This window comes from Pedobacter psychroterrae, assembly GCF_004331695.1.
GTDB classification, from domain to species: domain Bacteria; phylum Bacteroidota; class Bacteroidia; order Sphingobacteriales; family Sphingobacteriaceae; genus Pedobacter; species Pedobacter psychroterrae.
In genome coordinates this window covers 1,179,145-1,192,715 of the sequence record NZ_SJSL01000002.1, presented here as the reverse complement: position 1 = coordinate 1,192,715, position 13,571 = coordinate 1,179,145, and the positions used below count along the sequence as shown (strand labels likewise).

At 39.0% G+C, this 13,571-nt stretch carries 15 protein-coding genes; 8 read left to right on the top strand and 7 right to left on the bottom strand.

Annotated elements, in window-relative coordinates; genetic code table 11:
* Position 1 precedes the first annotated feature (1 nt).
* The 3 genes from kynU to EZ437_RS13450 are packed head-to-tail and all read right to left on the bottom strand — an operon-like array spanning position 2 to position 2,420.
* On the bottom strand, positions 2-1,300 hold the full coding sequence (kynU, locus tag EZ437_RS13460) for a kynureninase (RefSeq protein WP_131596519.1): 1,299 nt from the start codon (positions 1,298-1,300) through the stop codon (positions 2-4).
* A gap of 45 nt (positions 1,301-1,345) precedes the next feature.
* The gene (locus EZ437_RS13455; protein WP_131596518.1) at positions 1,346-1,951 is read right to left on the bottom strand and encodes a DNA-3-methyladenine glycosylase; all 606 of its coding nucleotides are present in this window, start codon (positions 1,949-1,951) and stop codon (positions 1,346-1,348) included.
* Positions 1,944-2,420 (bottom strand): GAF domain-containing protein, encoded by a 477-nt coding sequence (locus tag EZ437_RS13450; RefSeq protein WP_131596517.1) that lies wholly within the window; start codon positions 2,418-2,420, stop codon positions 1,944-1,946. The genes EZ437_RS13455 and EZ437_RS13450 overlap by 8 nt, the downstream gene beginning before the upstream one ends.
* A gap of 334 nt (positions 2,421-2,754) precedes the next feature.
* Between EZ437_RS13450 and EZ437_RS13445 the strand changes: the two genes are divergently transcribed.
* From EZ437_RS13445 to EZ437_RS13430, 4 genes are all read left to right on the top strand, one after another.
* Positions 2,755-4,935 carry a S46 family peptidase gene (locus tag EZ437_RS13445; RefSeq protein ID WP_131596516.1) on the top strand — a complete coding sequence of 727 codons (2,181 nt, stop codon included), beginning with the start codon at positions 2,755-2,757 and terminating at the stop codon, positions 4,933-4,935.
* 6 nt (positions 4,936-4,941) lie between these two features.
* The gene (locus EZ437_RS13440) at positions 4,942-5,193 is read left to right on the top strand and encodes a hypothetical protein (RefSeq protein ID WP_131596515.1); all 252 of its coding nucleotides are present in this window, start codon (positions 4,942-4,944) and stop codon (positions 5,191-5,193) included.
* 235 nt (positions 5,194-5,428) lie between these two features.
* Positions 5,429-5,989 (top strand): hypothetical protein, encoded by a 561-nt coding sequence (locus EZ437_RS13435; protein ID WP_131596514.1) that lies wholly within the window; start codon positions 5,429-5,431, stop codon positions 5,987-5,989.
* A gap of 239 nt (positions 5,990-6,228) precedes the next feature.
* Complete coding sequence (locus tag EZ437_RS13430) at positions 6,229-6,414, top strand: hypothetical protein (RefSeq protein ID WP_131596513.1); 186 nt, start codon at positions 6,229-6,231, stop codon at positions 6,412-6,414.
* An 83-nt stretch (positions 6,415-6,497) separates the two neighbouring features.
* On the opposite strand, the gene EZ437_RS13425 is transcribed toward EZ437_RS13430, so the two are convergent.
* On the bottom strand, positions 6,498-7,664 hold the full coding sequence (locus tag EZ437_RS13425) for a glycosyltransferase family 2 protein (RefSeq protein WP_131596512.1): 1,167 nt from the start codon (positions 7,662-7,664) through the stop codon (positions 6,498-6,500).
* Between the two features lie 2 nt (positions 7,665-7,666).
* A complete protein-coding gene (locus EZ437_RS13420; protein WP_131596511.1) occupies positions 7,667-8,581 on the bottom strand; it encodes a glycosyltransferase family 2 protein in 915 nt (304 codons plus the stop codon).
* A 42-nt stretch (positions 8,582-8,623) separates the two neighbouring features.
* Between EZ437_RS13420 and EZ437_RS13415 the strand changes: the two genes are divergently transcribed.
* From EZ437_RS13415 to EZ437_RS13400, 4 genes are read left to right on the top strand one after another with little or no spacing between them, the layout of a single operon-like run.
* Positions 8,624-9,163 carry a hypothetical protein gene (locus EZ437_RS13415; protein WP_131596510.1) on the top strand — a complete coding sequence of 180 codons (540 nt, stop codon included), beginning with the start codon at positions 8,624-8,626 and terminating at the stop codon, positions 9,161-9,163.
* Positions 9,156-10,280, top strand: coding sequence for a fused response regulator/phosphatase (locus tag EZ437_RS13410; RefSeq protein ID WP_131596509.1), 1,125 nt, complete (start codon positions 9,156-9,158; stop codon positions 10,278-10,280). The genes EZ437_RS13415 and EZ437_RS13410 overlap by 8 nt, the downstream gene beginning before the upstream one ends.
* Positions 10,281-10,622: an STAS domain-containing protein gene (locus tag EZ437_RS13405; protein ID WP_131596508.1), complete on the top strand. Its 342-nt coding sequence runs from the start codon at positions 10,281-10,283 to the stop codon at positions 10,620-10,622.
* Positions 10,619-11,143 (top strand): PolC-type DNA polymerase III family protein, encoded by a 525-nt coding sequence (locus tag EZ437_RS13400; protein WP_131596507.1) that lies wholly within the window; start codon positions 10,619-10,621, stop codon positions 11,141-11,143. Before EZ437_RS13405 ends, EZ437_RS13400 begins: the two co-directional genes overlap by 4 nt.
* 3 nt (positions 11,144-11,146) lie before the next feature.
* Here EZ437_RS13400 and EZ437_RS13395 read toward each other — a convergent pair whose 3' ends face one another.
* Together EZ437_RS13395 and EZ437_RS13390 are read right to left on the bottom strand one after the other, a co-directional pair.
* A complete protein-coding gene (locus EZ437_RS13395; protein ID WP_131596506.1) occupies positions 11,147-12,496 on the bottom strand; it encodes a hypothetical protein in 1,350 nt (449 codons plus the stop codon).
* A gap of 130 nt (positions 12,497-12,626) precedes the next feature.
* Positions 12,627-13,571, bottom strand: a complete 945-nt coding sequence (locus EZ437_RS13390; RefSeq protein ID WP_131596505.1) for an SGNH/GDSL hydrolase family protein — start codon at positions 13,569-13,571, stop codon at positions 12,627-12,629.

Genomic DNA, 13,571 nt, shown 5'->3' with positions numbered 1-13,571 from the left:
TTTAATATATAGGTGTTAAAATTGACTTACTTATTGCCAAAAGATACTCACCTGTCAGGAAGATATCTTCAAAAGAATTATAAAGCGGGACAGGACTCAAACGTATCACATTCGGTTCTCTCCAGTCGCCCAGCACATTTTTAGCTACCAATTGATTAAATACTTCTTTACCTCCTTGTTTGGCGATGATGGAAACCTGCGCCCCCCGGTCCTGCTCTGTAATGGGTGTTATCATCGTATACTGCTCAAAACCCAAAGTTTTATTGACCTCATTTACAATGAAAAACAAATAGGCAGTTAACTTTTTACTTTTATTCCTGAGAGGCTCCATAAACCCGGCCATTTCAAAGATTTGAAGCGAAGCAAAGTACAATGCCATGGGCATTACCTGTGTACAGCTTACCTGCCAGCCATCAGCACCGGCCTCAGGCACAAAACCCTTTTCCATCTTAAACCGCTGCTCTTCCTGATAGCCCCACCAGCCCGCAAAGCGATTGAGCGTAGTATCCTTAAAATGCTTTTCATGAACAAAGATCCCACTAATGCCACCGGGCCCGGAATTTTGATACTTATAAGAACACCAGCACGCAAAATCTACTTTCCAATCGTGCAATTGCAAAGGCACATTGCCCGCAGCATGCGCCAGGTCAAAACCAACTACCGCACCTGCTTTGTGACCTGCCTCGGTGATGGCCTGCATATCAAACCATTGCCCGGTAAAATAATTTACTCCCCCAAACAGCACCAGGGCAATCTCTGCGCCATTATCTGAAATCGATTCAATAATATCTTCCGTCCTTAATGTATACTCCCCCTCACGTGGCGCCACTTCAATGATCGCATCCTTTGGATCATAGCCATGAAACCGCACCTGACTTTCAATGGCATACTGATCTGAAGGAAAGGCTCCGGCCTCCATAATAATTTTAAACCGGGTAGCTGAGGGCTTATAAAAACTCACCATCAATAGATGAAGATTTACCGTTAGCGTATTCATGGGACATACTTCAGCTGCGCTGGCCCCAACCAACGGAGCCATCAACTTCTTTAACGCTTTATGATAGAACATCCAGGGGTTATCGCCCTCAAACCATCCTTCTACTGCTAGGTTTTCCCAGTTACTCAACTGCTCATCCAATACTTTACGTGCTGCTTTAGGTTGCAATCCTAAAGAATTGCCGCACAGATAAATAAAAGGTACATTTTTCTGCGTAGGAAATAGAAATTCATCTCTTAAATGACCTATTGGATCTTGCAGATCCATGCTCCTTGCAAAGGCTAAATTGTTCTCAAAGTTCATGACTTCAAACTTAGAGAAAATTGTGAAATAAATTAATTTTTATCATCAGCTATTGGGCCTGCTCACATATTTATTGCCTTTCACATAATACCTCCATGGCAGCAATGCATGATCGCCAGCATAATTTACACCCACTCTTGGCGAAGCGACAAGCTGATCTTCAGTATAATAAATTCCATTTTCAGCTATCCATATTTCGTCTCCAAGTAAATCTTTGGCGTTTAAGGTCCTGTCAATGCCCAGCGCCTTAGCCAGTGCGCCAGGACCCGCGGTCAGGTTCGGCTTCAGCATGGACATATTTCTCCTTTCCAGCATAATGCTCAAGCCTTCTAACGGCTCCAGTCCCCTGATCAGTACTGCATGAGGCGTACCCTGAGGGGCTGTCACTACATTAAACAGGTGGTGTATCCCGTAGCAAAGGTAAACATACGACACTCCACCAGACTGGTACATCGTTTGCGTACGAGGTGTAAAGCGACCTCCATAAGCGTGAGAAGCCTTATCTTCTACTCCTTTATAAGCTTCTGTTTCTACAATGGTACCCCCGGTAAGCTGACCGTCGATAAAAGTAAACAATTGCTTGCCCAGCAATTGTACCGCAAGCTCATTTACGTTGGAATTCTGATAAAAAGAATAGGGTAATTTAAGCACGGATCAACTTAATTATTTCATTGAGGTATTTAGCATCAATCTCATCAAAATGAGCTAAGTATTCACTATCCACATCCAACACAGCGATCACTTCATTGTTTATAACAACTGGAAGCACGATCTCCGATCTGGATGCCGAAGCACAAGCAATATGCCCGGGAAACTGGTCTACATCAGGCACTACGATTATTTCTTTCTGCTCCCATGAAGCACCGCACACTCCCCTTCCTTTTTTAATCCTGGTACAGGCAACAGGCCCCTGAAAGGGCCCAAGTACCAGTTCTTCATTTTTAACCAGATAAAATCCTACCCAAAACCAATTGAACTGTTCTTTCAAAGCAGCCGCTATGTTTGCCAGATTGGCTATAAGGTCCTCTTCTCCGTCTAAAAGCGCTTCAAGTTGAGGCAAAAGCGAAATGTATTTTGCCGCTTTACTATCCGTCTTTATTATTGTTAAATCTTCTGGCATAACTAAGGTATTGATAGTACAAAATTACGACAACTAAATGAATGTTCAGGCAAGGTAAATGGCTTTGACTGGGTTTTCAATTAATAGGGTTTTGATAGGGACTTTATAGGGGGATTATAGGGAGATCATAGGGACAAAATCCCTATTAAATCCGTATAAAATTTCTGTAATACTCCTGTTATTTCCAAATTAAATCGTAACACAGTACCTTGTTGATTTGCACTTGGTAGGAAACTTGATTTTAGACCTGCCGCAGCAATTTAAAGCCGTTAAATAATTAAATAGTAAATTTGCCAGTTCAGATTAGTCATTGACACAACCTAACTTGATAATTATGAATAAAAGAACACTAGCCGCTTCACTTTTAACTTGCTCATTAATTGCCTTAGGAATAACACAATCAGGCTATAAACCCTGGGAAGAAGGCATGTTCCCGCTTAGCGAAATAAACAAGCTTGACTTGAAAAAGGCGGGTTTAAAAATAGACCAGAACGAGATATATAACCCTAACGGAACCAGTCTGATAGACGCGCTGGTAAACGTAGGGGGCTGTACGGGCTCATTCATATCTGATCAGGGACTGATCATCACCAATCACCATTGTGCATTTAGCGCAGTGCAACTGGCAAGTACACCCGAACATGATTACCTGACCAATGGATTTGTAGCCAATACACATGAGCAGGAGATCGAGGCAAAAGGCCTTACCTGCCGTATTACGGACAGCTATGAAGATGTATCGGACAAGGTACTGGGCGCCGTAGCTCAGATTGATGACCCTGCTTCGAGATTAAAACTGATCAATGAGGTCATGAAAAACATCGTAATTGAAGCAGAGAAAGAAGATCCTGGTATCAAAGCTGAGGTTTCTGAAATGTTCATTGGTAAGACTTATGTGCTATTCAGGTACAAAATAATACAGGACGTACGACTGGTATATGTACCCAATCGCCAGATAGGCGAATTTGGAGGAGAGACTGATAACTGGGTATGGCCGAGACATACAGGAGATTTTTCTTTCATGCGCGCATATGTAGCTAAAGATGGTTCCCCGGCCAAGTTCTCCAAAGACAATATACCTTATACGCCAAAAAAATTCCTGAAAGTGAACCCAAAGGGTACGAATGAAGAAGATTTTGTATTCATACTTGGCTACCCGGGCAGAACATTCCGCCACCGTCCGGCTGAATTTGTAGCCTATCAGCAGCAATTCGTGCTGCCGTATGTATCAGAACTGTATGATTTTCAGAATACAACCATGGAAGCAGTTGGCAAAAAGAACAAGGCTACCGAAATAAAACTCGCTACCCGCATTAAAAGAAACGCCAATACGTTGAAAAACTACCGTGGCAAGTTGCAGGGAATGAAAGGAATAGATCTGGTAGGTCAGAAAAAGAAAGAAGACAACGAACTGGCCCAATTCATAAATGGAAATGTAGACCTAAAGGCCCGATATGGCAACCTGATGACGGACATAGACAACCTCTATAAACTTATCAACGGTGATGCACAGCGTGATCTTTGGCTTGGGCAGATATATAATTCGACCAGTTTGCTTTCCGTAGCCCGAAATATCAATAGTTTTAAAGAGGCACTCAATGCACAGCCAGCGGCGGATAAACAAGCATTCTTTGACCAGAACATCCCAAGACTTAAACAAGTTTTAAATACAACTTACGAAGCCTATGAAATAGATGCTGACAGAAAAATATTCAAAAGAATGCTGACTGACGCTGTGGCTTTCAATGTGAACCAAAAGGTTACGGCGGTAAACAAGATTAGCAGCAAGCATGCCAACAACAATATCGCAATCGACCAGTATATTCAAAACACCTTGGAAATCACCAAACTTAAAGATCCGGACTATGTAATGAAAACGCTGCTTCAGTCTGTAAAATCGATCTCGGCGTATACTGATGGTCTTCTGTTATTTGATCTGGATATCACAAAACAGATTGCAGTATTGAAACCGGAAAAAGACCGTAGAGAAGGCTTGCTGAATAAATTGATGGGTGATTATGTAAACGTAAAGGAGAAATTCAAGAAAAAGGATTTTATACCTGATGCAAACAGCACATTGAGGCTCACTTATGGGTATGTGCGTGGCTACTGGCCGGCCGATGCCTCGTATATGTGGCCATATACTACCATAAAAGGGATTTTAGAAAAAGGTGCAACAGGAAATCCAGACTTTATGTATCCAGATCAGATCAAAGCATTGTGGGAAGCAAAGGACTTTGGTCCTTTCGCAAAAAAAGACCTCAATGATGTACCGGTTTCATTGCTTTATAATATGGACACTACAGGGGGTAATTCTGGTTCACCGATCATGAATGCTTATGGCGAACTGATAGGCGTAAATTTCGACCGTGCCTATGGTGCTACGATCAACGACTATGCCTGGAATGAAAGCTACAGCAGGTCAATTGGTGTCGACATCCGTTATGTATTGTGGGTTGCCTCAAAAATAGATAAGGCAGATTTTTTAATAAAAGAAATTGGTGTTAAACTTTAATATCTTATGAGAGTAATTGCAGAACTCCCACATCCTGAATGCCGGATCACTTTGTTCAATATGAACCAAAAGTACATTGTAAAATTTGAGCAGGGCACCCTGGAGCAAAGTTATAAACTATCCGAACTCGACCTGAGTGGAGGAGGGGCAAATGAGATTTTTGAGATACTGGATGAAGCTTTTATCGGTACAGTTATTGAGCGGTTTAAGCTGATGAGAAGTGATTTTTCAGCAGCTTATAATCGTCAGCAGTATTGATGCATATGATAGTCGTAACTAACTGTACAATAATATCTTTATTACTTAAACAAAATATTATTCTGCATTTTAAGCGTAAAATAGCTGTAGTAGCACTAATTAAGTAAATAAATAATTTAACTAAAATAATATAATAGCATTGAATATCAATAATTTAAATATATAAACAAAATATAATTCTAACTTCAGATTCAGCCAAATATATGGTAGGTTTGGCGGTTATTAAAGCAAATATATGAAAATTAAACATACGTTATTTACAGCATTTTTCATCGCAGTTTCTGCAACAATTTTTTCTTGTGGAAAGATCAAAGAGACCTTACAAAGGGACATCGTAGTTTCACCTGCTGAGGTTGATTTTGATATCCCTATTGTGACCACTACCAATTCAAGAAGCAGTCTTGGAGAGATACCGGTAACGATGGATTTTGATTCTTTAATAAGAAGCCAGACCAAAGACCTTGGTATAGAAAACGCCCGGAACTTTAAACTGACTTCTGTTAAGATCACCCTGGATTCTCTAAGAGACGATAACAACTTCGGAAATTTTGAAAACATCGATGTTCGCATCGTATCGAGCAGTCAGCCTGATACCCTTGTGGCAAAACTGGAAGCAAACCTCAATACCAAGGCCATAAGTGTGAACATCCCTATCGTTCCTGCTAATCCGGAGCTAAAAGGGTTCTTATCTAATTCCTCGTTTAAATTTGTGCTGACCGGAAAAGCGAGGACACCGACAACAATGGTACTGAAAGCACAGGCCACACTCACTTACTCTCTTACGGTCGGTATCTGATAAAAGTTGGATTTTCAGTCTAAATTTAGTATATTTGCATAAAACGGGATATCAAACACTATTCTCTACTATAATACCTACTCAATTATCTTATATTGGGTTTAGATTCTAAAGGGCTGACAGCCGTTACAGCCCAGGAATTATTCATATTAAAACCAGACAATCTCTTTGCGGGATTAGGATACTGGCAGAACAGGTAAACTGGAGAAAAGTTATTTATTAATTAATACATTGAATTTATGGCTAAATCTCAGGCTACCTTCATGAAGAAGCAATTGGAAAAAAACAGACAAAAGAAGAAAGAAGATAAAGAACAACGCAAGCAAGAGCGCCAGCAAAACTCCACAGGAGGAGATCTGGACAGCATGATGGCTTGGGTAAATGAATTTGGAGAGATCGTTAATACTCCTCCGGAAAAGAAATAAGTATACGCGATTTACGTTTATAGTTGTTCAATGTCTTTAGCCGGCTCCGAATGGTCGGGATCAGCTGAAGACATTACCTCTTTTTACTTCCTTTCTGCTTTTTCCCAGATCACTGATTGGGTTCCAAAGAAAAACCTGATAAGGCCGGCAAGGATGGCGTAGTTCATTACGCAAAAATAATACGGTATAAAGAGCACCTTAACCCTGATCTTTCTTGTCTCCATTACCTTACCCAAATAAGCAGAGACATAGAATAATACCTGAGCAATCAATATAAAGCTATAAAAATCCGAAGCTCGGGAAAGTACCATACCAATATTCATCATCAACACCGCGATCATCAGGATTGGAGTAATCGTCCAGCGCAGTACCCTGTGGCTTATATATTGAAAAGAGAGCAGTGGGTATCTAAATGGGTTGAGCAATGAACTTAGCCATAAAACCGACTGAATCCCTCCTGCCGCAATCCTGATTTTTCTTTTAAGTTCTTCTTTAATATTGGCGGAAGATGTTTCCATAGCATATGCTTCGGGTTCGTATACGATGACAAAACCTTTTTCAGCAATCCTCATAGAGATCATAAAATCGTCCAACACGCTATCTGCAGGTACCGGCTCATAAAGATCTTTGCGGATGCTAAACAATTCACCGGCTGCCCCTACTACAGAGTAAAGTTCAGAATCCCAGGCTTTAAGTTTTGATTCGTATTTCCAGTAAAAGCCCTCTCCTGCCGTGGCATCTGCTTCAGCTTCAATCATTACCCGCTTTTCGCCCGCTACGGCGCCTACCTTTGCATCTGCATAGTGCCTGCAGATCATGGTAAGTGCATCCTTATTTAAAAAAGTATTTGCATCGGTGAATACGATGAGCTGTGTGTTTACCGCTTCAATGGCCCGGTGTACCGCAGAGATCTTTCCCTTCCTTTCGGGAGTATGCAACAACCTGATCTGTGGATAATTGCTGATCAGCTCGGCTGTGCGGTCTGTGGAACCATCCGTTACAAAAATAAGCTGAAGTTTATCTGCAGGATAATCCAGAGATAAGGTATTGGCTATTTTCTCTTCTATAAACCCTGCTTCGTTGTATGCAGCGACAATCAGTGTACAGGTGGGTAATTCATCATCCGAGTATATTTTTCTAGGAGCAGGCCTTAAAATGCGTTTGATCCTGATTAAGACATAAAGCAATATCCCATACCCAAAAAAGGTATAGAAGATTAAAAATATAGAGATCCAAAAAGCTATAATCATAATTATTTCAATGTAAAGCCAAGGTAGGCACTGTTTGTTTTATTCGTAACGTTCCACCAGATGGCACGAAAAAGTACTGGTATAAAATGTGGCGTACCTGTCATGAGGTACTTAATTATATTACGCGGGGCAACAAACAGCATAAAATAAAAATAAAAGAACATACGCTGATGTATTTTTGCATTGCGCCGGATAAACAAAATACGGTTACGGTTCATGAAAAATTCTTTAAGTGCACTGTTCTTCCCTACCGATATAGATTCCTTATGGTAGATCAGCGCATTGGTATTGACCCATACCTGATAACCCGCTTTTCTTATTTTGTCGCACCAGTCTGTCTCTTCGTAGTAGAGAAAGAAATTTTCGGCCATTGGGCCCGCTTTATCCAATGCTTCTTTCCTGATCATCATAGCAGCTCCATGTATGTATCCGGTGGGCTGTACCAGGTCGTCATATTGCTTATTATCTGTTTCAAACTGACCAACACAGCTATTTCTGCAGGTATAATAATTCATTGGAGTAAATCCCGCATACTGGATCATTGATTTATCATCAAAGTAATTGATTTTTGGGGAAATTATTCCTATGTGTGGATTTTCTGCCAACGTTTGAGCAAGCTGGTCCAACAATCCATTGGTAATTTCGGTATCATTATTAATTAAAAAAAGGTAATCTCCTTTAGCTTTCCTGATACCCAGATTATTGCCACCTGCAAAACCAAGATTTTGTTCTGAACGGATATAAATAAGCTCAGGGCAATAATCCTTAAAATAGGCTTCATTGTTTTCTTTACTTCCGTTATCTACTAAAATTATCTCTATATTAGCTTTAGCAGGATGTAAGTTGATGGACTTGAGTAACTCAATGGAGACGTTTGGCTGGTGGAAATTTACAGTGATGACTGATATTAAAATCATTCTTAATTTAATATATTATTAGAATTATCAAAATAGCACATTTTGGCCGATAAAAAGAAAATTACTGATGAATTAATAAATTTTGAAAACCTTGAGAAGGAGGAACGTGATTTACAGGACAAGCTCAATGAGTTTATTCTATTACTGAATGAAAGTAAACTAGATTCTGATAATGTAAAGGACCTGAAGCACCGCATCAATACTGCTATCGACGAAAAACTAAGAGAACGACAACTAAAGGGTGTAAGGAAACTGGTCAGGGCAGAAATGGATAAGTTGGACCAATTGGATCAGCTGGAACTTATGCTGAAAACCAACCACTTTGACTCACGTGATTTAAGGCCGGTTAAGTTTACACAAGTACTCTATAGAGGAATAAAAGCTATTATTGGCTTACTATTTGTAACACTGGGCTTTGCGATGATTATAATGCCCGCACCGCCTTACTTTGAAATGTTTACGATTTTTCATTTCACACGGGACGATGGTGTTACATTGATGGACCTAATTTCATTAATTATTGTTGCTGTTGGGATATATATTATATTTAAGTCTTTGTTTAACCTAAAACAGAATGAGTAGAACTATCTTATTGGTGGATGATGATATTTTTCAATTAAAACTATTTGAAAAATTACTTTCATCTAGTGGCTATAACTGCAAGATAGCTCTTTCAGTGTATGAGGCAGAAGAGATCCTGAAGATTGAAAAACCAGATCTTATCATCTCTGACTATGAGATGCCTGATAAGAACGGCTTTGAATTCAGGAGCAGGCTTCTGGAAAAGGATATGTTTAAAAACATCCCCTTTCTTTTTCTTACCTCTGTAAATGATAAAGATTCAGTGCAAAAGGGACTGGACCTTAAGGCCATTGATTATATTGCTAAAAATACTCCTTCCAAGCATATTCTATCTAAGATTGACAATCTGCTAATCACTGTAAAGGAACATTATGAACGCTCCCTGAGCGAGATAAAAGATGTAGCGGAAAAGTTAAATCTCCGAAACATACCTAAAGCAGCACCGGTATTAAAAAATTTCTCGATCAGCTATTTCAATCAGTCCTACCAGGATCAGCCAGGTGGAGACTTTATAGATTTCATTAAAGTAAACGACCGCTATACCTTTATCATTCTGGGTGATGTGATGGGGAAAAAATGGGGGGCCTGGTTTTTTTCTTTTAGTTACCTGAGTTATATCAGGTCTGCAATCAGGTTGTGTGTATACGATGAAAATTATGCGCTTTCAGAAATTTTGAATAAATTAAACCGTGTAATCCATGCGGATGAGCTGTTGAATGATATATTTTCTACCCTCAGCATCGTTTTACTCGATGATGAAGAAGGAAAGGCAGTATATGCAGGGGCGGGTGATTTACCTTTGCTGAAATATGCGAATGAAAACAATGAACTGCAATCATTTCAATCAACCGGTATCCTGCTTGGCTTTGCTGAAGTTGGTGTGTTTGACCAGATCGCTATAAATTTGAATAAAGGTGATGAATTGTACATGATCTCTGACGGCATGATAGACTTTGAAATTGAGGGAAGAAAGAAATCTGACATCAATCTTTTAAAAGAAAAGATCTATAATTTAAAAAAGAATGGTGAGACAGCTGAAAGTATAAAGGATCATTTATTTAACAAACACGTGTCACAGGTAGATGACTGCAGTATTATAATTTTAAAAAAAATATAAATGGACGTAGAAAAAGAAAACTTTAGTGATGTCATGGTACTTACTCTAGTAGCAAAAGACGCCAACTTATCCAGATCGGATATTTTTAAAGAGTATGTATTTGAAGAAATTGAGTCAGGTGAGAGCAATATAGTGATCTCTTTTGAAAATGTGGAATACCTGGATAGTTCATTTTTAGGTGCTTTGGTCGCAATATTGAAAAAACTGACCCCTATTGGAGGTAAACTTGTATTGGTGGAACTCAATAATGATATTCAAAATCTATTTGAACTGACAAGGTTGGATAAAATATTTATTATAAGGAATTCAGTGGATAGCGCTTATATAGAATTCAAAAAATGAATAAACTCCCGATAACTATTGATGTGGAAATACCCAATGATTCTGACAAAATATATGATTACACAAAACATATATTGGACATCATCATGGAACATTTGCATCTGGACTTGTCGTATCAAAGAAGGATTAAATTGATTATTGTGGAATTGATCACCAATTCCATAAAGCATTCAAATGGGCTTCCCACACAAATTCAATTAATCATTGACCATCCGCAGCTGAGTATTCTAAAACTCGAAAAAGGTTTGCAGATAGAATTTAGTTCGCCTCAGCAAATTCCTTTTGAAAATATTGAGCAGAAGTTACATGTTAGTTTTTCGGAAAGCAATAACCACGAAATACAGCCTTTAGATAGGTATAAGTTTAGATTTCTTAATCCTATCAGGAAAGATGAACTGAGCCTGGACAGGCTGCCTGAGCATTTCGGATTTTATATTATTACGCTGGCTTCTGACAGCTTTATTTATCAGTACGATCCTGAGATGAAGGAGAACAGGTATATTGTGAATATAAAGATTTGATCTTTATTCTACGGCCCCTATTGAAGGCTTCGTTCTGCTTCTTGACTGACCGTAAAAATCTTCAAGAAGTGATCTAGCTGGTAATCCTTTGTTTTTTGCCGCAGAGCTTGTGGTAAGGGTATAGGTAGTCTGGTCTGAAAATCCTACTTCAGCTGCAGTGTTAAAATACAGGTTATTTGAATTCTGAGGAGTAGTTGAAGATTGTTGATTAATGATCTTATCTGCCGGGTTTGGCGCCGGAAAATTGAATGCAAGGTTATTGAATACTTTGCAGTATCCACCCTGAAGGTTGTAAACATCCACGACATTGCCGTACCAGTCTTTGCTGATATTCAGGTTTCCACAAGTATTGTTGTACACCTGTGCATTTGCATAGGTGACTTTGGGGCCCATAAAAAAACTGAAGGATTGGGTTTCAAATGCAGAGTATTTTCGTGAATTAACCACGATATTGTTATAGATCAATACATTTTTTGGTCTGGAGCCCAGGGTGAACATCCAGGCACGTAAGGCATTACCTGAATGATTGCTTATGAAGTTATCATGAAATTTACCATTGCCACCGCAATGAAATACCCCATTATGTGTATTTGTTGTCCTGTTTATATCCATGACCCTATTATGATGTATGTCATAGTCCTCAACATTTCCAACATTTATAATATCTCCAACTTCAGAATTCCGGTAATCCAGATAAGCAATTTCAAGTCCTTTGATATACCCAACAATCTTATTATTTTCTACATTCCCCATCACTCTTAGGAGCGTTGCTGTGTTTTCGCAAGAGATACTCAAAAACTTCAGATCTTCAGCATATGAATTTTCTGTCCCATCGTATTCAGAACTCTCATTGAATGTAATAACATAATCAAAAATATTTTTGAAGGAGGCGTACTGGAGTGTTGCCCTGCTATAAGGCTTACTGATAACCACAGACCGGTAGATATTGTCATGAAACTGAAACCCGTATTTAATATTTGGATCCCCGTTTCCTGTTATATTAACCCCTCTCAAATTCTGAAGGTTCATCTGTTTGAAGTTGCCGTTTATCTCCACCAGCCCAGTATTTATGATAGTGACGGTGCAGCCATTCCGGGATTTTATATTTTTTATATTGATGCTGTTGTATGATCCCTTAGCAATACGTATAGTGTCATTGCAGTTAAGGGACATCCCTGAACCATCTATAACAAGATTTCCGTCGCCTGTACCCACTTCAATTATCTTATGAGTTTTCTGAATTTCCTCCACTGTATCTTTATCAGTTACGTATTCCGCCTTCAGTGGTTTCTTTTTACAGGTGCTAAAAAACATAAAGACTAAAGCAAACAAAAAGTATAAGTATAACTTCATAAGAATTTACAGTTTAAAATCTATCTGCTTTTTTTCCATAAAAGCATGGTTCTTTATCGCAATACAATAGTACGAATCTAAACCTGTAAAAAAAAATGAATATATTTTCAGGGCTGAAATTAGAAGAATATCAATTTAAGAAAGGGATTAGGTCCCGGGTAAATTCTTCGGCACCTTCATTATTCAGATGAAATACGTCAGCGAATTTTCCGTACATCATATTGTAGTCTTTATCATCAGAAAAGTCGATAAACTTAACATTTGGATATTCCTGTGCTATCTTTTTAAGGAGCTTATTTCTAGCATCCAGAGGCTCCTTTAACACTTTGGGGGAAATTACCACGTAGGTTTTGATATTGTGAGTATTCGTATTAGCTAAAAATTGCCTGTAATAATTCAGTGCTTTTCGATCTATTATTTTATCGCTTTCAGCACTCGCCTGACTGTTGAGTTTGAGGCGGGAGGCATAATCATCCAGCATCGCCGACGTCATCTTTCCTGTAAGAGGTGCAAAACCATGTTCATCCGCAATCAACTTATTAGCAAAGAGAAAATTATAAGCTAAAATAAATAAGCTGGAATTGTAGGGATATGTTCTCGACAATAATTTAATTCCTTCCCATTGCCCGCTTTGTTTGAGATAGGGTGCCAGTTCCGGATGGTGACGATAATATGGCAATAGAATAGACAGCTTTTCGTACTTAGCCTCTCCGGGCGCAAGTTCCCAGTTATTAACGTCAACAATAATCATTTTGGGCTTGTATCTGGTAAATATTGCTTCTTGCATTGCAGCATAGTATGGTAAGGACTGTGCGTCCCTTCCCACGTTGTAACACGACATGTTCAATGCTTTCGACAATACATTAGGTGAGTAATGCCTTACTGCCCTTGAACTTCCAAAAATAAGAATGTCTTGTGTAGTATTGTCTATGGAAAAGGTGGTTTGCGCAAATTGCCCCTTCTTCTGGCCGAAATAAATTGTTTCTAATCCGTATCCGATGATATTATCAGCAACGATCAACAATGCCATAAACAAGAATAAACGTTTTATAAAAACTACTACACTCTGGTTCAT